Below are 23216 nucleotides of genomic sequence, written 5' to 3' on the forward strand. Positions count from 1 at the left end.
GAACAAAGGAAGTGTTCTCCATGCGATCCCGTTCCAATTCTACGCTGAAAATCGCCGTTTTGGCCATGATGGCCGCTCTGGTGTTTGCCAGCAACTACCTTCGCATCACCATGCCCATCGCCATCGGAGGCAATACCTCCTTTACCCTGGCCAACATCATGTGCTGTCTGTCGGGCCTGCTGCTGGGCCCCATCGGCGGTCTGGCCTCCGGTCTGGGCTCCGCCCTGTATGACCTGACCAATCCCCTGTTTGTGTCTGAGTGCTGGCTTACCTTCCTGACCAAGGGCGCCATGGGCCTGGGCGCCGGTCTGGTGATGTGGAAGGCCTCTCACCGGGAGGAGCCCACCTATCCCCGCTGCCTGTCCGGCGCGGCTCTGGGCTGCGTGATCTACTACATCCTCTATTTTGCCAAGAGCTACTTCTACAACGGCCTGCTGGTGGACGGCCTGACCCCCACTGTGGCGCTGGCCACCTTGCCGCTGAAGGTACCCGCCTCCATCTTCAATGCGGTACTGGCCCTGGTGGCCGCTCCCCTGCTGTGCGTACTCATCCGCAGCGCTCTGAAGCGCTCCCACCTGAAGCTGGCCTGATTCCTGCATAAAAAATGCCCGCTGCCTTTGCAGCGGGCATTTCTTATGCTTTTACAGGACGGCCTTGATGCGCTCCACAGCCTGACGGGTGGCCTCGGCCTCACCAAAGGCGGTAAGACGGATATAGCCCTCGCCGCTGGGACCGAAGCCGGCGCCGGGGGTGGTGACCACGTTGGCCTCCCGCAGCAGCTTGTCGAAGAAGTCCCAGGAGCCCATGCCGTCGGGGGTGCGGGCCCAGATATAGGGGGAATTCTCTCCGCCGGACACAGTAAGACCGGCAGCAGCCAGGCCTTCCCGGATGACCTTGGCGTTATTCAGGTAGTAGTCGATGGTCTCCTTCACCTGCGCACGGCCCTCAGGGCTGTACACGGCCTCAGCGCCCCGCTGGACCACATAGGGCACCCCGTTGAACTTGGTGCACTGGCGGCGGTTCCACAGGCCGTTGAGGGCGGTACCATTGCGCTCCAGGTCCTTGGGGATCACGGTATAGGCACAGCGGGTGCCGGTGAACCCGGCAGTCTTGGAGAAGGAGCGGAACTCGATGGCGCAGGTACGGGCCCCCTCGATCTCAAAGATGGAGTGGGGAATGGCGGGATCGGTGATGAAGGCCTCGTAGGCGCTGTCAAAGAGAATGACGGCGCCGGTGGCATTGGCGTGATCTACCCAGGCCTTCAGCTGCTCCCGGGTGGCTACAGCGCCAGTGGGATTGTTGGGGAAGCACAGGTAGATCAGATCCACCTTCTGCTCCGGAATGGCGGGAGAGAAGCCGTTCTCCGCCACGCAGGGCATATAGACCAGGTTGCTCCACCGGCCGGTAGCGGCGTCGTAGTCCCCGGCCCGGCCAGCCATGGCATTGGTGTCCACATACACGGGGTACACCGGGTCGCACACCGCCACCACGTTGTCAATGCCGAAGATATCGCCGATGTTGCCGCAGTCGCTCTTGGCGCCGTCGGACACAAAGATCTCATCGGGCTGGATATCCACGCCCCGGGCCTTGTAGTCGTGCTGGGCAATGGCCTGCCGCAGGAAATCGTAGCCCTGCTCCGGGCCGTAGCCGTGGAAGCCCTGGGCGGTGGCCATCTCGTCCACCGCCTTGTGCATGGCGGCGGTAACGGCGGCAGGCAGAGGCCGGGTCACGTCGCCGATGCCCAGCCGGATCAGGGTCCGGTCCGGATTGGCCTCACTGTAGGCCGCCACCCGGCGGGCGATCTCAGAAAACAGATAGCTGCCGGGCAGCTTGTTGAAATTTGCATTGATGTTTGCCATTGTGCTCTCTCCTTTGCGTTAAACAGGGTATTCCCCTTCAAAGACCGTATTGGCCGGTCCTGTCATAATCATTTCCATCTCATTGTCCGGCCACTCCAGTTCCAGCACGCCGCCGGGCAGTTCCACAGCGGCTCGTCTGCCGCACTTGCCCTGGACCACCGCCGCCGCCAGAGCGGCACAGGCCCCGGTGCCGCAGGCCAGCGTTTCGCCGCTGCCCCGCTCCCACACCCGCATGACCAGCCGGTCCGGAGCAGCACAGCGGACAAACTCCGTGTTGACGCCCTGAGGAAAGGCGTCATGGTGCTCAAAACAGGGACCCAACTGTTCCAGGTCCAGCTCCTCCGGGCGGTCCTCAAAGAGGACGGCGTGTGGGTTGCCGATGGATACCGGGGTAATCTGCCACATACGCCCTCCCGCTGTCAGCTCCATGGCTGTCCTTACCTGTGGGCGGCCCATATTCACCCGGACCGCCTTCACCAGGCCGTCCTCGGTCAGCAACTCCAAAGTACGCAGGCCGCCGCCAGTCTCGATGGTCAGTTTCTTTTTGTGGGTCAGCCCCTTGTCATAGACGTACTTGCCCAAACACCGGATGCCGTTGCCGCACATCTCCCCCTCCGAGCCGTCGGCGTTGAACATCCGCATTCGGAAGTCCGCCCGTTCCGAGGGACAGATACAGATGATACCATCGCTGCCCACGCCGAAGTGGCGGTTGCTCATCCGCCGGGCCAGAGCAGGCAGGTCCTCCGGCAAGCCGTCCAGACCGTTGAGGTAGATATAGTCGTTGCCCAGGCCCTCCATCTTGGTAAATCGCATATGGTCCCTCCTGTTGTCGGAATATGCGGCGGCGGCGGTCCTGTCCCGGACCGCCGCCGCGAGACTGCTTCGTCTCCTGCTATTTTATGCTCCTTACCAACGGTCCAGAATCATCCGGGCCGCCTGAGCCAGCTTGACACCGGCTGCCATGCTCTTCTTCTGGAGCGTGCGGTGGGCCTCCTCTTCGCTGAGGCCCTCGGTCATCAGCTTGGCCTTGGCCTGGACAATGCAGTCCCGTTCCTCCTGACTGCGTCCAAGGGGCTGGGCATGGACCTGCGCCAGCAGCTCCTCCACGGCGCCCAGCAGTTCACTGCGGGATGCCGGAGCACTCAGCCGCAAAATCTCCGGATTCTGCACCAGGTCCAGTTGACTCTGGGATGCCACCATCAACATATGGCAGAAGGAGGGCAGATCCTCATACAGAAGCTCCGCCGGGCCATCGGCAAATTTGTAGCCGCATACCACGGCGGGCACCTGCTGCTCGTGGACGGTGCGGCGCACCTGGTCGGCGGAGGTACACAGCAGACAGGCTGCGGTGCCCGATCGCTCCAAGATCTCCCGGATGCGCTTGCCGTTTTGCAGGCCGGCAAAAGCTACAATCACCTTTTCCATATTCGGTCAATTCCGCTGGGGTGGGTGGTTCATCAATAGTTGATGATATACTTTTCCCGCTCCCAGGAGGACACACGGGTGCGGTATTCCTCCCACTCCTTCTTCTTGCCGTCCAGGTAGTTCTGGGCTACATGGCTGCCCAGGGTATCCAGGATCAGCTGATCGGCCTCCAGCTCGCGGATGGCCTCCTCCAGAGAACCGGGCAGGGAGTCGATGCCGTGGGCCTTCCGGGTGGCGTTGTCCATGGCATAGATGTTCTCGGTGATCTCGGCGGGAGGCGTGAGACCCTTCTCGATGCCGTCCAGGCCGGCGGCCAGGCACACGGCAAAGGATAGATAGGGGTTACAGGCCGGATCGGGGGAGCGCAGCTCCACACGGGTAGACTGGCCCCGGGAGGCAGGGATGCGGATAAGGGCAGAGCGGTTGGAGGCGGACCAGGCCAGGTAGCAGGGGGCCTCGTAGCCGGGCACCAGCCGCTTATAGGAATTGACCAGGGGATTGGTGATGGCGGCCATACCCTTCACATGGGCCAGCAGGCCGGCGATGAAGGAGTAGGCCTCCTTGGACAGACCCCGCTCGCCGTTGGGATCATAGAATACATTCTTGCCGTTGCGGAAGAGGGACATATTGGTGTGCATACCGGAGCCAGCCACGCCGTAGATGGGCTTGGGCATAAAGGTGGCGTGGAGGCCGTTCTTCTGGGCCAGGGTCTTAACCGCCAGCTTGAAGGTCATGATGTTATCGGCGGCGTGGAGGGCCTCTTCGTACTTGAAGTCGATCTCATGCTGGCCCTCTGCACACTCGTGGTGGGAGGCTTCGATCTCAAACTTCATGGCCTCCAGGGCCAGGCAGATTTCCCGGCGGGTGGACTCGCCGTGGTCCAGAGGACCCAGGTCAAAGTAGCCGGCCTCGTCGTTGGTCTTAGTGGTGGGCTTACCTTCGTCGTCGGTCTGGAACAGGAAGAACTCGGCCTCGGGTCCCACGTTGAAAGCATCAAATCCCATATCCTTGGCCTTCTGCAGAGCACGCTTGAGCACATAGCGGGGATCGCCGGCGAAGGGGCTGCCGTCGGTATTATGCACGTCACAGATCAGCCGGGCCACCTTACCGTGATGGGGCTGCCAGGGAAATACCCGGTAGGATTTCAAATCCGGATAGAGGTACTGGTCGGACTCGTCGATACGGACAAAGCCCTCGATGGAGGAACCGTCGAACATACACTGATTGTTCACCGCCTTCTCGATCTGGGAGGCGGTAATGGCCACATTCTTCAGCTGGCCGAAAATGTCGGTGAATTGCAGACGGATGAATTTCACGTCGTCTTCCCGTACCATGCGGATGATATCTTCTTTGGTATGCGGCATGACAGGGGCCCCTTTCTCTCATCAAAATCATAGACTCAGATAGCAAAGAAGGCGCTCCGCCCCCCGGGCCGGAACGCCTTTGTTCACAACTGAAATTAGTATAAGTGCTTGCTCCGCTCCTGTCAAGGGAGTAGCCTACCAGAAAAAGATTTTTGTGGCAACAAGCAGGGGGGCCTGCTTTCGCCCCCCTCTTCCTTGTGCGGACAGCACAAATCCGACACAAAAGGGCGCTCTTTCCAGGTGTCAGACTTTTATCCCGACAGAAACTGTGCTAAAATGCAGACATTAGAATGGCGCCGTCCGCAGACGGAGAAAGGGATGGTCAATACATGGAATATCGGATCGAACGGGACAGCATGGGCGAGATGCAGGTGCCCGCCGACCGCTACTGGGGCGCTCAGACCCAGCGCAGCTACCAGAACTTCAAGATTGGCACGGAGCGGATGCCCCAGGAGATTATCCGTGCCTTTGGTATCCTGAAAAAGGCCGCCGCCATGGCCAACCACAGCCTGGGCAAGCTGGACGAGGAAAAGCTGAATGTGATCTCCCAGGCCTGTGACGAGGTGATCGCCGGCAAGCTGGACGGCCACTTCCCCCTGGTGGTATGGCAGACCGGCAGCGGCACCCAGTCCAACATGAACGTCAACGAGGTGGTGGCCAACCGGGGCAATGAGCTGGCGGGCAAAAAGCTGCTCCACCCCAATGACCACGTCAATATGTCCCAGTCCTCCAACGACACCTTCCCCACCGCCATGCACATTGCCGCCGCAGTGGAACTGGAGGACAAGCTTTTCCCCGCACTGGACGCCCTTATCTCCACCTTTAAGCGCTTGGAGGAGGAAAATCAGGACGTGGTGAAGAGCGGCCGCACCCATCTCCAGGACGCGGTTCCCATCACCGTGGCCCAGGAGATCAGCGGCTGGCGCTCCAGCCTGGAGAAGGACAAGGCCCTGCTGGAGCTGGCCCTGCCTCCCCTCCATGAGCTGGCCCTGGGCGGCACCGCTGTAGGAACTGGCCTCAACGCCCCCAAGGGTTTCGACACCGCCGTGGCTCAGGCGGTGAGCCAGCTCACCGGCAAGCCCTTTGTCACCGCTCCTAACAAGTTCCACGCCCTCACCAGCAAGGACGAGCTGGTCTTTGCCCACGGCGGCCTGAAGGCCCTGGCGGCCGACCTGATGAAGATCGCCAACGACGTGCGCTGGCTGTCCTCCGGCCCCCGGTGCGGCCTGGGCGAGCTCCATATTCCCGAGAATGAGCCCGGCTCCTCTATTATGCCCGGCAAGGTCAACCCCACCCAGTGCGAGGCGGTGACCATGGTGGCCGTTCAGGTCATGGCCAACGATGTGGCAGTGGGTATGGCCGCCTCCCAGGGCAACTTTGAGCTCAACGTATTTATGCCGGTGTGCATCTACAGCTTCCTCCAGTCGGTGCGGCTGCTGGCCGACGCTATGGACTCCTTCAACCGCAACTGCGCCATAGGCATCACCGCCAACCGGGACAAGTGCCGCCACAACCTGCATAACTCCCTCATGCTGGTCACCGCCCTCAATCCCTACATCGGCTATGACAACGCCGCCAAGACCGCCAAGAAGGCCCACGCCGAGGGGATCTCCCTGAAGGAGGCCTGCGTCAGCCTGGGCTTCCTCACGGCGGAGCAGTTTGACGAAGTATTCCATCCGGAAGAAATGGTTTAAGAAAGAAGGCTTTTTCATGGATATCAATCAGCAGGCTCTGGACCTCCACTATCAGCTCCAGGGCAAGATCGAAGTGATCTCCCGCAAACCCATCCAGACCCGTGAGGACCTGTCCCTGATGTACACCCCCGGCGTGGCCGAGCCCTGCCGGGTCATTGCCAAGGACTACGAGCAGTCCTTCCGCCTCACCCGCCGGAGCAATCTGGTGGCCGTCATCACCGACGGCTCTGCCGTGCTGGGGCTGGGAGACATCGGCCCCGCTGCCGGTATGCCGGTGATGGAGGGCAAGTGCGCCCTGTTCAAGGAATTCGGCGGGGTGGACGCCTTTCCCATCTGCGTGGACACCAAAGATGTGGATAAGCTGGTAGAGACCATCGCCCTCATCTCCAAGAGCTTCGGCGGCATCAACCTGGAGGATATTGCCGCCCCCCGCTGCTTTGAGGTGGAGCGCCGCCTGAAAGAGGTTTGCGACATCCCCGTGTTCCACGACGACCAGCACGGCACCGCTATCGTGGTGGCCGCCGCCATGCTCAACGCCGCCAAGGTCACCTGCAAGGCCCTGGGCCAGATGAAGATCGTCATCAACGGCGCCGGAGCCGCTGGCATTGCCATCGGCAAGCTGCTCATCTCCATGGGCTTCGGCAACATTGTCATGTGCGACTTGGGCGGCATCATCTGCGAGGGAGACGAAGGTCTCAACGCCGGTCAGGAGGAGATCTCCCACATCTCCAATCTGAACCGCGAGCATGGCACCCTGGCCGATGCCCTCAAGGGAGCCGACGCTTTCGTAGGCGTGTCCCGGCCCAACCTGGTCACCGCCGAGATGGTCTCCACCATGAACCAGGGCATCGTCTTTGCCATGGCCAACCCCACCCCCGAGATCATGCCCGATGAGGCCAAGAAGGGCGGCGCCGCTGTCATCGGCACCGGCCGCTCCGACTTCCCCAACCAGATCAACAACGTGCTGGTGTTCCCCGGCATCTTCAAGGGCGCCCTGGCCGTCCGGGCCAAGGAGATCACTGAGGGCATGAAGATCCGGGCCGCCAAGGCTCTGGCCGCCCTGGTGAAAGACGACCAGCTCAGCGCCGCGTACATTCTGCCCTCCGCCCTGGACAAGACCGTGGCAGACGCGGTAGCCGACGCCGTGGCCCAGGAGGCCAGAGAGCAGGGCATCGCCCGCATCTGAGCACTTTCCAAACAGAAAACCCCCGTTCCGCCAAAGCGGAACGGGGGTTGTTTTTTCTGTTCGTCAGCCGCTCTCTCAGCGGTTGCGGTTGAAGATCTTGAAGATATCGTCGAAGGGATCGTCCTCCGCGGGAGCGGCAGGCGCCTCCTGACCGGCAGCGGGCTGCTGGGCAGGCTGGGCCACGGCCTTCTTCTCCGCAGCGGCGGTGAAGGGCTTGTTGGGCATGGCGCCCTCCAGCTCCTCAAAGCCGGTAGCAATAACGGTAACCCGGATCTCGTCCTCCAGGGTGTCGTCGAAGGCGGCACCGAAGATGATGAGGGCGTCGGGATGGGCGGCCTGCTGCACCAGGTTGGCAGCGGTCTCCACTTCCTCCAGGCCGATGTCCACGGAGCCGGTAACATTGACCAGCACGCCCTTGGCGCCGTTGATGGAGGTCTCCAGCAGGGGGCTGGAAATGGCCATCTTGGCGGCCTCCTCGGCCTTGTTCTTGCCGGCTGCCCGGCCAACGCCCATGTGAGCCATACCGGCATTCTGCATGACGGCGGTCACGTCGGCAAAGTCCAGGTTGATGAAGCCGGTATTCTTGATCAGGTCGGAGATGGACTGCACCGCCTGGCGCAGCACATCATCGGCGATCTCGAAGGCATTCTGGAAGGTGATCTTCTGATCGGTGGCAAACTTCAGCCGCTCGTTGGGGATGATCACCAGGCTGTCCACCCGGGTGCGCAGCTCCTCAATGCCCTTTTCCGCCTGCATCATACGCCGGCGGCCCTCAAAGTTGAAGGGCTTGGTGACCACGCCCACGGTGAGGATGCCCATCTCCTTGGCGATATCGGCCACGATGGGAGCCGCACCGGTGCCGGTGCCGCCGCCCATACCAGCGGTGATGAACACCATGTCGGCGTCCTCCAGAGCCTTGGAAACCGCGTTGCGGCTCTCCTCGGCGGACTTACGGCCCACCTCGGGGTCGCTGCCCGCGCCCTGACCGCCGGTGAGCTTTTCACCAATCTGGATTTTAAAGGTAGCGCTGGAAACGGCAAGCGCCTGCTTGTCCGTATTCACAGCGATAAAATCAACACCCTTGGTTCCGGATTTCACCATCCGGTTGACTACGTTGTTGCCGCCGCCGCCGACACCAATCACCTTGATCGTGACCACATTGTCCGGCCCGGTGTCCAGTCCAAACGCCATAACTGCTCCTCCTATGTAGAACGTATTCGTGAAAAACACACGTAGAAGAGGCAGGACCTGTTATCTTTGGTCCTCCTCCTGGGAAGATACTATATCTAGTTGATTTATTGTATCTCTCTTTTGCTTCGAGGTCAATAGTTCCCGCCGGATTTTAGCAAAGTTTTGGAACATACGGGTGCCAAAGACCACCACTGCCGCCAGGTACAGAGGGATGCCCAATTTCTGCCCCAACCAGGTGAGAAAAGCGGCGATGGCGGCGTTTCCGATGGTGCCCGACAGGAACACCGACAGCCGGAACTGTTTTTCCAGCCGGGCGCAGTAGCCGCCCAGGGCGGAGTCCAGCGCCGCCAGCAGTCCGGCGGCCACATAGAGGGAATATTGACTGGGAATGGTCCAGGGCACCAGAATGCCCACCAGCACACCCACCAGCAAACCGATCAATTCCAGCATTTACTCGCCCCCCTCTTCGCTCTCCGGCACCACCGTGTGGGCGTATTGATACTCCACCGTGCCGTTGTACTTGGGGATGAGCAGCAAGTCGCTGGCTGTCACCTTCACCGAAATGCCCCACTGGCTCAGCACATCCACCACGCCGTTGCGCATGGTAAGCGCGCTGTACAGGGTATCCGGGTCGCCGATGGCAAAGATCACATAGGGGGCGGCATACCGACGGCCATTCACCGTCACCACCGCACCGGTACAACGAATCTCACTGTTGGCCAGCAGACGCTCCCCGTTGAGGGAGATGGCCTCCGCCCCGGCGGAGCGCAGCTCGTTGACCACCGACAGCAGATCGTTGTCGTGAATGAGATAGTCCGCCTCTTCACCGGTCACATTGCTCTGGGTGGAGTCCTCCAGGATTACAGTGACGCCCGGCCCCTCCACATCGGTGCGGCCGGCGGTGATCTCCAGCTGCTCCACTTCCCTCCGCAGGGCCTCGCTGCCCTCGTCGCCGGAGGCCGCCTGATCCCGATAAATCGCCAGTTCACCTTGCAGCTGGGCCACCTGATCCTCCAGGGCGTCGTTCTGCTTGCTCTGCTCGTTATACAGCTCCTGCAGGGTCTCCAGGCGGCTGGCATTGGTGGCGTCCGCCGCACCGGTGAGCTGGACCGTCCGCAGCTGGGCTGCCAACAGATAGCCCACGATGATGCACACCACCACCACAGCAAACTCGCCTTTGTTGCGTCGTTTCTTTTCTGCCATGAAATACTCCTTGCTCTTATTGCTCCGGCGCCTGTTCCGGTACCGTGGGCGTATGGGACGGCTGGGCCGGCGCCTCCGGCTGGACCGATTCCTCCGGTTGCACGGATTCCTCCGGCGGAGTTGTGGTCTCCGTCTGAGTCTCTCCGCCAGAGCTCTCCGGCTGCTGCGTGGGCTCCGTGGGAACCTCCAGGGGACTCCAACCCTCCGGCAGCCACCGCTCCGGCAGCAGATGGATCTCCCGCTCATCATAATTCTGGTCCAGAGTACCCGTCCGTGGCAGGCCCCGCTCATCCATGGTCTCCAGGGCCAGCTTCAGCTCGTAGGTCTCCTCGTCAAAGTCGCCGTTCATAGGGAAGATCACCGTCAGATTTTCGCCGTAGCCGAAGCGGATCTCATTGCCGGAGGACAGATCGATAAAGCTCTTCAGGCTTCCTGTCATCACCCGGCCCCGAATAGCCTTCAAAAAGGCCTGGAGCCGCTCCAGCTTATCCTGCTGCTCAGGGGCCACGGTGAGCACATTGCCCACCGTTGGGTTGACCGGGTCCAGGCCCAACACCTGGGGCTTGCCCTGGACCAGAGCGGCATCTCCTACCTCCAGCAGCTTGCACTTGTCGTCCAGCAGCCAGTAACTGCCGCCGCTCTCCACCCAGGCTACGCCGGTGCTCTCCGTCACCTCAAAAATCAGGGTGTCAGGCAGCTTTCGGCTGATAGCCACGTCATCCACATAGGGCAGCTGGGTCAAGATCCGGTCGGCGATCTGATACTTGTTCAGCGTGAACAGGTTGTCCCCTTTTTCCACGCCAGCGGCCGCCAGCACCTCCTCCTGGGTATAGCGGGAATTGCCCGTTACCACCATGGTGTTCACCCGGAAAAAGATGATGCAGCCTACCAAAATGGCGGCGAAGATGAGCAGAATGGACAGCAGCTTATAGAGGACGCCAAAGCGCCCCCGATTCCGCCGCCGTCTTTTTCTGTTCCGTCTTGCCGCCATTGTGCCGTTCTCCTGTTCTTTTTTCTCCATCCTCGCACAGAATGGTTGATTCTTTGCTAAGAAATTCTTACAATTTCCTCAAACTTATCTCACACCCGCCGGATCTGGGCCCCCAGCCGCTGCAAATCGTACTCCAGAGACTGATAGCCCCGGTCAATATGGTGCAAACCGGTGACGGTGGTGGTCCCCTCCGCTCCCAGAGCGGCCACCACCAGGGCGGCCCCGCCCCGCAGGTCGGAGGCCATAACGGTGGCTCCGTGGAGCCGGGACACCCCGTACACCACAGCCACCCGGCCTTCCACCCGGATGTCCGCCCCCATACGGATGAGCTCATCCACATGGCGGTAGCGGCTTTCAAACATATTCTCCACAAAGACCGTGCAGCCGGTCCCCCCTGCCAGGGCCGCCATCAGAGGGGCCTGGGCATCGGTGGGAAATCCGGGATAGGGGGCCGTCCGCACCGGACGCACTCCCTTCAGCACGCCGCCACTTCCAAGGCAGATCCGGTCCACCTCACTGTGTACCTGGCAGCCGGCCTCCTTCAGCACTGCCGTCACCGTGGACAGGGTGCGCCAGTCTACGCCGGTTACCTCTACGTCGCCTCCCGCGGCGGCAGCTGCCGCCAGGTAGGTGGCAGCCACGATCCGGTCACCCATCACCCGATAGGCTCCGCCGTGGAGGGGGATGCCCCCTTCCACCGTAATGACCGAGCTACCCGCCCCCCGGACCTGGGCGCCCAAAGCCTGCAAAAAGCCCTGGAGGTCCACAATCTCCGGTTCCCGGGCGGCGTTGGTGATGGTGGTAGTGCCCTGGGCGCACACTGCCGCCAGCATGGCGTTCTCGGTGGCCCCCACGCTGGGCAGAGAGAGGACGATGTCCGCGCCCCGCAGCCTGCCGGAACAGGAAAGTCCCCCCTCCCGGTCCTCCACCCTTCCCCCCAGGGCACGGATGGCAGCCAGATGCAGGTCAATGGGGCGGGGTCCCAGCTCACATCCGCCGGGCGCGCACAGCCGCGCCTGTCCCATCCGCCCCAGGATGGCCCCCAGGAAGATAACGGAGGAACGCATCTCCCGCATCAGAGCGTCGGGCACGTCCCAGCGGCTGGGGGCGGAGGCGTCCACCACCACGCCGTCCCCCTGCCATTCCGCCCTGCAGCCCAGATGGCGCAGGATGGCCAGAGAGGCCTCCACATCGGAAAGGCGGGGACAATTTTGGATCACACAGGCCCCCGGAGCCAACAGACAGGCGGCCAGGATGGGCAGCACACTGTTCTTTGCCCCGTGGACCATCACGGAACCCTCCAGCGGCCGGCCCCCTTCTATCACGTATGCACTCATAGCTTCCATCCTCCGCATTCAGGATTTATGTACGCCATCCTATGCGTCCGATGGAAGGCCGGTTCATTTTGCCCGCTTTTCCAGCAATTCCTTCAGTGTCTGATAGATTTTTTCCGCCGCGTCGGGAGAACCCATCTCCCGCAAAGCCCGGCTCATCTTTTCCCGGCGGTCCGGGTCAGCCAGCAGCTGACCCACCAGCTCATGGAGCTTTTCGCCGCTGGACTCGCTCTCGGGCAGCAGCACCGCCCCACCGGCGTTGGCCAGCACCCGGGCGTTCTTGGTCTGATGGTCGGCTACCACATTGGGGGATGGTACCAGCACCGCCGGCCGGGCGATGGCGGTAAGCTCCGCGATGGTGGAGGCACCGGCCCGGCAGAGCACCAGGTCGGCCGCCGCCATCACCAGAGGCATATCATAGATGTACTGCCGCACCTCCACGCCGGGATACTGAGCCAGGTCAATGCCCTGCTCTTTCAAACCGGCCAGGACCTGCTCATAGTTGCGGCCTGCGCCGTGGATATGCCGCCAGGGCGCGCCCGCCCGGCATTCCCGGACGATACAGTCGGTGATCTGCTCGTTCATCACCTTGGCGCCCAGGCTGCCCCACACCGACACCACCAGGGGCCGGTCATCGGTAAAGCCCAGCTTTTCCCGGGCCTCCTTCCGGTTGTAGCGGAAGAAGTCCTCCCGGACCGGGGTGCCGGTCACCACCACCTTGGAGGGGTCCTCATAGTGGCTGCGGCTCTCCTCAAAGCCTACCATTACCGCGTCCACCACCTTGGACAGAGTCTTGGTGGTAAGGCCGGGAACGGCATTGGACTCGTGGACGGCGGTGGGAATCCCACGGGCTGCCGCCGCATTGACCACGGGGTAGGAGGCGTAGCCGCCGGTACCCACTACCAGGTCGGGCCGGAACCGGTCCAGAATGGCGTTGGCCTGCTTCTTGGATTTATTCATATTCAGCAGGGTCTTGATGTTATGGCCGATGGCCGCCGGGGTGATGGACCGCTGGAAATTGGTGATGGTCACCGTCTGGATCTCATAGCCCTCCTTGGGCACCAGCCGGGTCTCCATACCGCCGTCGGCTCCCACAAAAAGCACCTGACAGCCCGGATTACGGGCCTGAAACATCTGGGCCAGGGCCACCGCGGGATTCACATGACCCGCGGTCCCGCCGCAGGTAAAGAGGATTTTCATTTACCCATTTCCCTCCTGCACTGTTCTATTCTTGTTTGGGCGCCGGTATTTGTCGTGACACTGACAATACCATACCCATCTCCGCCAACTGGATCATCAATGCCGTACCTCCGTAACTGAAGAAGGGTAGGGAGATACCGGTGGAGGGGATGAGGTTGGTAACCACGGCGATATTCAGGAACACCTGCACCGCCGTCAGCGTGGTGATACCCACCACCAGCAGGGCACCGAAGCGGTCCCGGGCATGGACGGCGATCCAGTACCCCCGGATCACCAGCAGGATGAACAGCAAAATAACGATGGCGGCCCCCACAAAGCCCATCTCCTCACACCAGATGGAGAAAATATAGTCGTTTTCCGACTCAGGCAGGTAGAGGAACTTCTGGCGGCTCTTGCCGAAGCCTACACCCAGCAGACCGCCGGAGCCAATGGCATAGAGGGACTGGATGATCTGGAAGCCCTTGTCACGGCCATTCATTCCGTCGTTCCACGGGTCTTTCCAGATGGCCAGACGGGTGGCCATGTAGCTGGTCTGGGTCATGATGAAGAAGAGTCCGGCCGCTGCCGCCGCTCCGCCGCCGATGAACCAGTACAGCTTGATACCGGCGGCAAAGAGCACCGACGCCCCCCCCACCAGCACCAGGATGGTACCCGACATATGGGGCTCCATCAGCATCAGAATGGCCACCAGACCCAGGATGAGGAAATAGGGGATGGGCTCCAGGACCCCCTTCTCATCCAGCCAGGCATAGAGGCCGCTGAGGGGGTGACGGGGAGGCAGCCGCTTGTGCTTCTCCGTATTGCGCTTGGACAGGCGGGCCGCAAAATACATGATGACGCCCACCTTGGCAATCTCAGAGGGCTGGAAACCGCCGATGATGGGCAGACTGATCCACCGCTGGGCGCCCACGGTGCTCTTGCCGTAGCCGAAGGGAATGACCAGCACCAGCAGGATAATAGAGATGCCCAGCACGAAAATAGACAGGCCACGGAAGGTCTGATAGTTAATCTTGGAGATCAGAAACATGGCGATCAGGCCCACCACGCCAAACCCAGCCTGCTTGATAAAATAGTTGGCCGGATCCAGCCCCTCCTGCATGGCGGTGGGATAAGACGCAGAGAACACCGCAATCACACCAATGGCGGTAAGGATCACCACCAGCATCAGAAACGGGATATCGATGGGCCCCCGGGCCAGCTGCTGCATCACCGTCAGGTCTCGTCTGCGTTTTACCATGGTCTGTCACCTCCCGTATCACGATACCAATGGGTCAGCGGTACATGACCCCCCAGAAAGCCAGCGCGCACATCACCAGGGTAATCCCGGTAAACACGCAGAACAGTTTGACCTCACTCCAGCCGCCCATCTCCAGATGGTGGTGGAGGGGGGCCATGCGGAAGATCCGCTTACCGTGGGTCAGCTTAAAGTATCCAACCTGTATAATGTCGGACAGGGTCTCCGCAATGTAGATGATGCCCACCAGGATAAGCACCAGGGGGATATCCAGCGCAAAGGCCAGGCCGCACACCGCGCCGCCCAGGAAGAGGGAGCCGGTGTCGCCCATGAATACCTTAGCAGGATGGAAATTGTAGATCAGGAAACCGGCCAGGCCGCCCAGCAGAGCACCGGAGAAAATGCCCAGCTCATAGTGGCCCCACCAACAGGCCACGGCGGTAAAGAAGAGCATCACCGGCATGGTAACGCCGCTGGCCAGACCGTCGATGCCGTCGGTGATGTTGACGGCATTGACGCAGCCCACCATAACAAAGGCGGCAAACACCATATACACCGGCCAGGGCACCGACAGGGTCACGTTGAAGAAGGGGATATACAGGTCGGGGGTCAGATAGCCGAAGTTGCGCATGAGCACAGTGAACAGGATGGCTGCCGCCAGCTGCAGAATGAACTTCTGGGGGGCGGTCAGGCCGGTGTTCTCATGCTTCTTTACCTTAAAATAGTCGTCGATATAGCCGATGATGCCAAACACCAGGGCAAAGAGCAGAACAAATCCGCCGCCGAACTTCCCAGCGGCAAAATCCTGCCAACCCAGTGCTGCCACCGCCACGATGGCGGCGATGATAAACATGAGTCCACCCATGGTGGGGGTACCCTGTTTGGACATATGCCAGGTGGGGCCAATCTCCTTGATGGACTGGCCAGCCTTCATGCGCCGCAGCACGGGAATGAGCACCCGGCCCGCCAGAGCGGCCACCACAAACCCGATCAGGCAGCTGATGACGATCCTCAACATCTCTTTTGCAACCTCCAAAGCCTCTTGCAGCTCAAATTTTGTCCGTTCCAAATGGACCAACGTGGTATTCTATCACAGACTGTCCCTGGTTTCCACTCTAAAATGCAACAAAGTTCTGCTTCTCTCCGGCAAAAAAGGCAGCCACTTCCTCCCGCTCATCCAGATGGTACTGCACGCCGTCGATCTCCTGGTAGGTCTCATGGCCTTTGCCCGCCAGTACCACCGTATCCCCAGCCTGGGCAAGGGAGAGGGCCAGGGCAATGGCCCGCCGCCGGTCAGGTTCCACATGGCACTGGGCTCCGGTGCCCTCCATTCCCTTCAGGATGTCGTCAATGATAGCCTGGGGCTCCTCGGTGCGGGGGTTATCGGAGGTGACCACTGCTACATCGGCCAGCTGCCCGGCGATGGCTCCCATCTGGGGACGCTTGGACCGGTCCCGGTCGCCGCCGCAGCCGAACAGACAGATCACCCGGCCTTTGGTAAAGTCCCGGACGGTGGTAAGAATGTTCTCCAGAGCATCCGGGGTATGGGCATAGTCAATGAGCACTGTGTAGTCCACCGGTACCGGTACCACCTCAATGCGGCCCTTCACTCCCTTGGCATTGGCCAGAGAGGAGGCAATCTGACCCAGAGGCAGACCCAGGGTCAGGCCACAGGCAATGACGCCCAGGGCGTTGTAGATGGTAAAGCCGCCGGGAATAGGCAGGCGGACCCGGGCAATGGCGTCCATGGTCACTGCCTCAAACTCCACCCGGTCGGGGAAAAGCCTCAGATTCTTGGCGGTGAGATCGGCCTCATCCCGGCTCTCAGAGTAAGTAAAAGAAGGACAGGGTACGCTCTGGGCGTAATACCGTCCGGCCTCATCGTCCAGGTTAAGTACCGCTGTACCACACTGGTGAAACAGCAGGCCCTTGGCCTGCCGGTAGGCCTCCATGGTTTTGTGAAAGTCCAGATGATCCTGAGTCAGATTGGTGAAGATACCAGCCCGAAAGGAGATGCCGTCCAGCCGGTGGAGCACCAGGGCGTGGGAAGAGGCCTCCATCACCACATGGCTGCATCCGGCATCCGCCATCTCCCGCAGCAGCTTCTGCACCTCCCAGGACTCCGGAGTGGTGCGGTGGGCAGGCAGAACCTCCTGGCCGATCATATTCTGGTTGGTGCCGATGAGGCCGACTTTCGCCCCCAGCACCCCCTCCAGCATGGCTTTCAGCAGATAGGTGGTTGTGGTCTTGCCGTTGGTACCAGTGACAGCCAGCACCGTCAGTTCCTCCGCAGGATGTCCAAACCAGTTGGCGGACACCGCGGCCAGGGCCGCCCGTGGGTTTTCTGTGACCAGCCACGGGCCCTCTTCCGCCGGCGGGCGGCGGCACAAGATGGCCGCCGCCCCCTGATCCAGCGCCTGCTGAATGTACTTGTGGCCGTCGGTCTTGTAGCCCGGCAGGGCCACGAAGAGGCAGCCGGAAATCATATCTCGGGTGTCATAGCAGATGCCTGAAATTTCCACATCCTGGATGTGACGGGCCGTTAGCTTCACACCCGCCAGCACTTCATTCAGCTTCATGCTCACACCCCGCTTTCTCCCCACAGGGGAAGGTAATTACAGGCCCGCGCCGCTGGCCGTGGAGTCGGTAAAGCGCACCTCAATGGTGGTGCCCCGGTCCACGCTGGTACCCGCCGGGGTGGATTGCTCATAAGCCACCACAGTGGAACCGAACTCAGAGGCGCCGCTGGCCTTCAGATAGAGGCCCTGGGCGGACAGCTTCGCCTTGGCCTGCTCCACGTTCAGGCCGATGACGCTGGGCACCTGGACCTGGTCGGTGGGTACTTCGGCGCCCATATAGACCACCACTTCGCTGCCGCCGGGGATGGATGCTCCCTTGGCCGGGATCTGGCCGGTGACGGTGTCGCCGTCGCCCACCACCCGGATGGACAGGTTATTCTTCTTCAGGGATGTGGTGGCGTCAGCCAGATTCAGACCGGTCAGGTTGGGTACCATCACATCGGCGGTGGCAGAGTAGCTCTTCTCCACGCCCAGATAGTCCAGAATCTTTTCCATCAGCTCGCCAGCCTTGAGGGCAGCCATATTGCCGCCGCTGATGTACCAGTTGTCCGCCGTATAGTTGGAGCCGGGGCTCACCGGCTTGGGGCTGTCGTAAGCCAGCAGGATGACCACCTGGGGATCGTCCGCCGGGGCGAAGCCCAGGAAGGAAACGATGGTGTGGTCGTCGCCCTTCAGGGTCTGGGAGGAACCGGTCTTGCCGCCGATGCGGTAGCCCTCCACGGCGGCGTTCTTACCGGTACCGCCGTCCACCACCTTTTCCAGGATGGCCCGGCACCGCTCGCTGGTCTGCTCGCTGATGACCTGCCGCACTTCGGTGGGCTCGGTGTGCTGGAGTACGTTGCCGTCGGCGTCGGTGATCTGGCTCACCACATAGGGCTGCATCAGGTGGCCGCCGTTGACCACGGCAGAGGCTGCGGTGATGAGCTGCAGGGGGGTAACCTGGAAACGCTGGCCGAAAGAGGCCACCGCCAGGTCTACATTGGTAAAATCGTCCCGGCTCCAAATCACGCCGGTGGTCTCACCCTGCATATCGATTCCGGTCTTTTCCAGGAAGCCGAAGTCCTCCAGATAGTCGTAGAACTTCTCCGCTCCCAGCCGCTTGCCGATCTCGATGAAAGCAGGGTTACAGGAGTTGGCCACCGCCTTGGCCAGATCCTGGTCGCCGTGGCCATCGCGCTTGGAACAGCGGATGGGGTCACCGTTCCACCCATCTACCTGGGCCACACCGCTGCAGTAGAAGTGGTCGCTCTCACTGATCACGCCCTCCTCCAAGGCGGCAGCCAGCACGATGGACTTGAAGGTGGAACCTGGCTCATAGGAGCTGGTTACCGCCTTGTTGGCCCACTGGCTGTAAAGGACCTCCTTCTCCGCCTCCTGGACGGCCGCGTCGTAGGCCTCCTGAGCGGTGGCGCCCTCAGCCAGCGCCTTCGTATAGGCCTCCTCCTTGGTGTATCCGCCGCTCTTGATGTCCTCCAGATACTGGAGAAGCACCGGGTCGCTGACAGTCCAGGGATCGTTCAGATCAAAGGTGGGGGAGTTGGCCCAACCCAGGATGGCCCCAGTGTTGGGGTCCATTACCAGGCAGAAGGCACCGTCTTGTATATCGAACTGCTCCACACCCTCCTGGAGGATACTCTCACAGTAGGACTGAATGGTGGCGTCGATGGTGAGGGTCAGATTGTTGCCGTCGGTGGCGTCGTAGTAGTCCTCAAAACGGTAGAGCAGCTCGGTGCCCACACCGTCCTTGGCGGTGACCACCCGGCCGGTCTGACCGGACAGTTCCTCTTCGAACTGGGCCTCCAGCCCGTAGGCGCCCACATTGTCGGTATTGGGGTTGACCCAGCCCACCACATGGGCTGCCAGGCTTCCCTTGGGGTAGTACCGCTTGCTGGTGGGCATCAGGTAGATGCCATGGGACAGGTGATTCTCGGTGATAAATTCCTGTACCGCCTCCGACTCCTCGGGCTCCACCCGGTATTTGATGATCTCATACTGGGAGTTCTTGTTCTCCAGATGCTTCATCACATCCTCAACTTCCAGGTTCAGGATGGACGCCAGGTTCTCCGCCACAAACTGGTCGGTAGGCTCCGGATAGTCGGGCAGCGTGCCGCCATTCTCCTGAGCGTCCTCCACCTTCTCCCGATAGGTCTCCTGGGTCTCCAGCAGATCCTTGGGGGAGAGCTGCACATTGTACACCGTGGCGCTCATGGCCAGCACGGCCCCCTGGCTGTCATAGATAGTGCCCCGGTTGGCAGTAACGGTGCTGTCTCTGGTTTGCTGCTGCACCGCCAATTCCTGATAGTAGTCATGCTGACTGATCTGGATCTGCCACAGTTTGAAAAACAGGGGGATAAACACCACCAGTCCGAACAACACCATCAGGAACAGGCTGCGGATCAGAATGGTGCGGTTGGCCCGCCGGTCCGGCTTCTGCCGGATGATTCGAGTGCCTTTCTTTCTTTTTTCTGCCATTTCCGGCTCACCTCGCTTGGGATCATACAGCACTTGTATGCTGCTCCACGGCTTGAAATACCGCAGGAGGGCGTAAGAAAATTTCTTTTCTTACGCCCTCTCTCACTTACACTTGCTTGCTGACTTGTTCTTGCCGACGTCTCAGGAACGCCCGCTCTCTTTTCTGCCCGCTGATGCAGTATATGGCGCTGATCAACTGAAATATTCCACAATCTCCGTAAAGATGGAATGCATACTCTCCACGGCCCCCTCCACACCGGTGGCCTCCTCTTCCTGCTGGAAGTAGGTCACCGAGTCAGGCTCGGACAGGTCCACGTAGATGATCTGACCATTCTGGGGCTTGACCATGGCGCCGCTGTCGGTCAGGTTCTGCTCGATGCTCTCCAGATCGTAGGCCAGCTCATACTGGGCCCGCAGCTTGGCCTCCTCCGTCTTCAGGCCGGTCAGATCAGACCGCAGGCTTACCACCTGATCGGAGATCACCGCCAGCTGCACATAACTGAACAGCAGCAGCACCGCGAAAACCAGTACCGCCAGGAAACCCACCACGGCAAAGGGAGAGACGATACCCGCCTCCCGTACCCGAACCTTGGGACGGACCACCGCCCGTTCCCGGGGCCGGACCAGCGGACGGGGACGCAGGACCTCTTCCTGCTCCAGCTGCCGGGCTGCGGAGCCGTCATACATGGGGAAAGGGATGGTATCATATTTGGAATATTTTCTGCGCTTCACGGCAGTTGCCATGGCTGCTCCACTCCATTCTCATTTGTAAATCTGCCGTTATCTCTCTCTCAGCTTCTCCGCCACCCGCAATTTGGCGCTGCGGGCACGGGGATTCTCTTCCAGTTCTTCCGGGCCGGATACAATGGGCTTCCGGGTAATCAATTTAATCTGAGGCTTTTTCCCGCACACACATACCGGGAAATCGGGGGGACAGGTGCATCCTTTTGCATACTCCGCCAGGCCGTTCTTCACGATGCGGTCCTCCAGAGAGTGGAAGGAGATCACCGCCAGCCGGCCGCCGGGGTTGAGGCGGGGCACTGCGGAGCGCACCATCTTGTCCACCGAGCCCAGCTCGTCGTTGACCGCAATGCGGATGGCCTGAAAGGACCGCTTGGCAGGGTGCTGCTTCTCCCGCAGGGCGGAGGCGGGCATGGCCCCCTTAATAATGTCCACCAGTTCCAGGGTGGTCTCCACCGGCTTTTTCTCCCGGGCGCGCACAATGGCTCCCGCAATGGCGGAGGAATAGCGCTCCTCGCCGTACTGCCACAGAATGCGCCGCAGTTCCTCCTGAGGCCACTCATTCACCACGATGCGGGCGGTCAGTCCGTCGGACTGGTCCATCCGCATATCCAGCGGCGCGTCCGCCATATAGGAGAAGCCTCTGGATCCGTCGTCCAGCTGAGGAGAAGACACACCCAGGTCGAAGAGCATTCCGTCCACACCCTCCAGACCCAGCCCGTCCAGAATGGCGTCCAGCTCGCAGAAGTTGCTGTGGACCAGGGTAACCTTGTCCCGCCACTGGGCCAGCCGCTCCTCTGCCGCGTCCAGGGCCGCCTGGTCCCGGTCCACGCAGATCAGCCTGCCGCTGGTCAACCGCTTGACGATCTCCCGGCTGTGACCTGCCCGGCCCAGGGTGCCGTCCAGATAAACACCCTCCGGCTTGATATTCAGCGCTTCTATACATTCCGCCAGCAGTACCGGCTTGTGAGAAAATCCCGTTTCACTCATCTCAGAACCCCAGCATCTCCATACAGGCGGACATCTTCTCCGGCGTCATTTCTTCCTCTTCCTGGGCCTGCCAGGCATCGGCACTCCAGATCTCGGCCCGATCATTGACGCCGATGATGACCACGTCCTTGTCCAGTCCGGCATACTTCCGCAGCTTCTGCGGAATCACAATACGGCCCTGACTGTCCAGTTCGCACTTAGCGGCATTGGCAAAGAGGGGACGCATGGCTTTGGACTGGCTCATGGGAAGGGAGGAAAATTTTTCTGTAAACCGATCCCAGGTGGACTGGGGATAGATGGCCAGACAGGCGTCCACGCCCATAGCCAGATAGAAGGTGACCCCCAGTTCCTCCCGGAGTTTGGCGGGAATGAACAGGCGTCCCTTGCCGTCGATGCTATGCTCGTAGGTACCGGTCACGCCCTTCACTTCCCTCCACTTTGGTGTTTTTAAGCGGGGTTTTCCCCCATTTCGCTCCACCGTCTCCTTCAGTATAAAGGTTCTGTAACGGAATTGCAATAGTTTTTTACTCTTTTTTAACCCCCAAACTCCCTGTTTTTCATACGAAAGTCGTGCTTTTTTGCATCAAAAACATATGTTCGATCTCTTTTCGTTTCCAATCGGCAGCAAAAAGCACCATACCTGGTGGTATGGTGCAAAAAAAATCACAATTTTATCGTATTATGTAAATAGGATAATGGAAAAAAACAGCTCCCCGCCGCAGTGGGGCAGGGAGCCGTTTTGCTGTTATTCGTCGGCCTCAGCGTCGTAGGGCTGACGGCTGTTCTGGGGGCTGCTGCCGCCGGCCACCGCCCGGAACCGGGCGCGGGACTTCTTGATCTCGTCATAGGCCTCGGCCACCGCCTCCTCGGTGCGGCGGAGGGCGTCCTCACAGTAGTCGTTGGCCGCCTTGCGCAGGTCCCGGCTGCGCTCTTCGGCGGTACGCATCATCTCATTGGCCTTCTGCTTGGTCTGGGCCAGCAGTTCGTTCTCAGACACCATCTGGCGGGCCTGCTCCTCGGCCTGCTTGCGAATGAGCTCAGCCTCCCGCTTGGCGGAATTGATATAATCGGTACGGGCGGCGATCAGCTTCTTGGCCTCGCTCAGCTCCATGGGGAACTGACCCCGCACTTCATCCAGCAGATCCAGAGCCTTGTCCCGCTCCAGAATGCACTTATCGCTGCTCAGGGGCATATTTTTGGCGTCTTCAATCATCTCATAGAGCATATCCAGTAATTCTTCCACACCGGTGGCCATCAGCGATCCCTCCCGCTTTCGATTTTTTGCCGGACGTCCTCAATGATCTCACGGGGGAGAAAGTCCGACAGATCCGCTCCGTAACGGGCCATTTCCTTGACCACGCTGGAGCTGACATAGGTGTACTTGGCGCTGGACGGCAAAAACATGGTCTCCAGCCTAGGATTGAGTTTTCGATTGATGAGGGCCATCTGCAGCTCATTCTCATAATCGGACACTGCCCGCAGACCCTTCACCAGGGTGCAGGCCTTCTTCTGCCGGGCGTACTCCGCCAGCAGAGTGGAGGAGCAATCCACCTCCACATTGGGCAGCTTAGCCACCACCTTGCGGATGAGCTCTGTCCGCTCCTCCGGGGTGAAGAGGCCCCGGTTCACCTTCTCCGAGTTCACCAGCACGCAGACGATGAGCCGGTCAAAGCAGACGGCTGCCCGCTTGATAATATTGAGATGCCCCAGCGTGATGGGATCAAAGCTGCCGGGGTAGATGGCTGTCTTCATA

22 protein-coding genes are annotated in these 23216 nt (G+C 60.8%); 3 read left to right on the forward strand and 19 right to left on the reverse strand.

The window, feature by feature from the left end; all coding sequences use genetic code 11:
* The first annotated feature begins 20 nt into the window (after positions 1-20).
* Complete coding sequence (locus tag B5E56_RS07230) at positions 21-590, forward strand: ECF transporter S component (RefSeq protein WP_087188128.1); 570 nt, start codon at positions 21-23, stop codon at positions 588-590.
* 51 nt (positions 591-641) lie between these two features.
* Here the strand turns inward: B5E56_RS07230 and B5E56_RS07235 are convergent, their stop codons facing one another.
* The 4 genes from B5E56_RS07235 to glnA form a co-directional block, all read right to left on the reverse strand.
* Positions 642-1859, reverse strand: a complete 1218-nt coding sequence (locus B5E56_RS07235; protein WP_087389196.1) for an LL-diaminopimelate aminotransferase — start codon at positions 1857-1859, stop codon at positions 642-644.
* Positions 1860-1877: 18 nt separating this feature from the next.
* Positions 1878-2672 (reverse strand): diaminopimelate epimerase, encoded by a 795-nt coding sequence (gene dapF, locus B5E56_RS07240; protein WP_087389197.1) that lies wholly within the window; start codon positions 2670-2672, stop codon positions 1878-1880.
* A 93-nt stretch (positions 2673-2765) separates the two neighbouring features.
* Positions 2766-3284: an ANTAR domain-containing response regulator gene (locus B5E56_RS07245; RefSeq protein WP_087272071.1), complete on the reverse strand. Its 519-nt coding sequence runs from the start codon at positions 3282-3284 to the stop codon at positions 2766-2768.
* Between the two features lie 32 nt (positions 3285-3316).
* The gene (gene glnA, locus B5E56_RS07250) at positions 3317-4648 is read right to left on the reverse strand and encodes a type I glutamate--ammonia ligase (RefSeq protein WP_087389198.1); all 1332 of its coding nucleotides are present in this window, start codon (positions 4646-4648) and stop codon (positions 3317-3319) included.
* Between the two features lie 329 nt (positions 4649-4977).
* Between glnA and fumC the strand changes: the two genes are divergently transcribed.
* The gene (gene fumC, locus B5E56_RS07255; protein ID WP_087389199.1) at positions 4978-6342 is read left to right on the forward strand and encodes a class II fumarate hydratase; all 1365 of its coding nucleotides are present in this window, start codon (positions 4978-4980) and stop codon (positions 6340-6342) included.
* Positions 6343-6358: 16 nt separating this feature from the next.
* Complete coding sequence (locus B5E56_RS07260; RefSeq protein ID WP_087389200.1) at positions 6359-7528, forward strand: NAD(P)-dependent malic enzyme; 1170 nt, start codon at positions 6359-6361, stop codon at positions 7526-7528.
* 75 nt (positions 7529-7603) lie between these two features.
* On the opposite strand, the gene ftsZ is transcribed toward B5E56_RS07260, so the two are convergent.
* From ftsZ to coaD, 15 genes are all read right to left on the reverse strand, one after another.
* On the reverse strand, positions 7604-8719 hold the full coding sequence (gene ftsZ / locus B5E56_RS07265; protein ID WP_087328301.1) for a cell division protein FtsZ: 1116 nt from the start codon (positions 8717-8719) through the stop codon (positions 7604-7606).
* Positions 8720-8779: 60 nt separating this feature from the next.
* On the reverse strand, positions 8780-9169 hold the full coding sequence (locus tag B5E56_RS07270; protein ID WP_087389201.1) for a small basic family protein: 390 nt from the start codon (positions 9167-9169) through the stop codon (positions 8780-8782).
* Positions 9170-9922, reverse strand: a complete 753-nt coding sequence (locus B5E56_RS07275; protein ID WP_087389202.1) for a DUF881 domain-containing protein — start codon at positions 9920-9922, stop codon at positions 9170-9172.
* Positions 9923-9938: 16 nt separating this feature from the next.
* A complete protein-coding gene (locus tag B5E56_RS07280) occupies positions 9939-10913 on the reverse strand; it encodes a cell division protein FtsQ/DivIB (RefSeq protein ID WP_087389203.1) in 975 nt (324 codons plus the stop codon).
* An 89-nt stretch (positions 10914-11002) separates the two neighbouring features.
* Entirely contained in the window at positions 11003-12250 is a 1248-nt protein-coding gene (gene murA, locus B5E56_RS07285; RefSeq protein WP_087272091.1) for a UDP-N-acetylglucosamine 1-carboxyvinyltransferase, read from the reverse strand.
* A 63-nt stretch (positions 12251-12313) separates the two neighbouring features.
* Positions 12314-13447: an undecaprenyldiphospho-muramoylpentapeptide beta-N-acetylglucosaminyltransferase gene (murG, locus tag B5E56_RS07290; protein WP_087389204.1), complete on the reverse strand. Its 1134-nt coding sequence runs from the start codon at positions 13445-13447 to the stop codon at positions 12314-12316.
* A 25-nt stretch (positions 13448-13472) separates the two neighbouring features.
* Positions 13473-14684, reverse strand: coding sequence for an FtsW/RodA/SpoVE family cell cycle protein (locus B5E56_RS07295; RefSeq protein WP_242958822.1), 1212 nt, complete (start codon positions 14682-14684; stop codon positions 13473-13475).
* Positions 14685-14718: 34 nt separating this feature from the next.
* Positions 14719-15699 (reverse strand): phospho-N-acetylmuramoyl-pentapeptide-transferase, encoded by a 981-nt coding sequence (gene mraY / locus B5E56_RS07300; RefSeq protein ID WP_087389205.1) that lies wholly within the window; start codon positions 15697-15699, stop codon positions 14719-14721.
* Between the two features lie 97 nt (positions 15700-15796).
* The gene (locus tag B5E56_RS07305) at positions 15797-17260 is read right to left on the reverse strand and encodes a UDP-N-acetylmuramoyl-L-alanyl-D-glutamate--2,6-diaminopimelate ligase (RefSeq protein WP_087389206.1); all 1464 of its coding nucleotides are present in this window, start codon (positions 17258-17260) and stop codon (positions 15797-15799) included.
* 36 nt (positions 17261-17296) lie between these two features.
* Positions 17297-19732, reverse strand: a complete 2436-nt coding sequence (locus B5E56_RS07310) for a penicillin-binding transpeptidase domain-containing protein (RefSeq protein WP_087188114.1) — start codon at positions 19730-19732, stop codon at positions 17297-17299.
* 192 nt (positions 19733-19924) lie between these two features.
* Positions 19925-20476 carry a hypothetical protein gene (locus tag B5E56_RS07315; protein WP_087272097.1) on the reverse strand — a complete coding sequence of 184 codons (552 nt, stop codon included), beginning with the start codon at positions 20474-20476 and terminating at the stop codon, positions 19925-19927.
* A gap of 36 nt (positions 20477-20512) precedes the next feature.
* Positions 20513-21463 carry a 16S rRNA (cytosine(1402)-N(4))-methyltransferase RsmH gene (gene rsmH, locus B5E56_RS07320; RefSeq protein ID WP_087389207.1) on the reverse strand — a complete coding sequence of 317 codons (951 nt, stop codon included), beginning with the start codon at positions 21461-21463 and terminating at the stop codon, positions 20513-20515.
* A 1-nt stretch (position 21464) separates the two neighbouring features.
* Positions 21465-21890, reverse strand: a complete 426-nt coding sequence (gene mraZ / locus B5E56_RS07325; RefSeq protein ID WP_242955360.1) for a division/cell wall cluster transcriptional repressor MraZ — start codon at positions 21888-21890, stop codon at positions 21465-21467.
* Between the two features lie 318 nt (positions 21891-22208).
* Positions 22209-22718 (reverse strand): hypothetical protein, encoded by a 510-nt coding sequence (locus tag B5E56_RS07330; protein WP_087188111.1) that lies wholly within the window; start codon positions 22716-22718, stop codon positions 22209-22211.
* Positions 22718-23215, reverse strand: coding sequence for a pantetheine-phosphate adenylyltransferase (gene coaD / locus B5E56_RS07335; protein ID WP_087188110.1), 498 nt, complete (start codon positions 23213-23215; stop codon positions 22718-22720). Before coaD ends, B5E56_RS07330 begins: the two co-directional genes overlap by 1 nt.
* Position 23216 lies beyond the last annotated feature (1 nt).

This window comes from Flavonifractor sp. An112 (assembly GCF_002161085.1).
Classification (GTDB): domain Bacteria; phylum Bacillota; class Clostridia; order Oscillospirales; family Oscillospiraceae; genus Flavonifractor; species Flavonifractor avicola.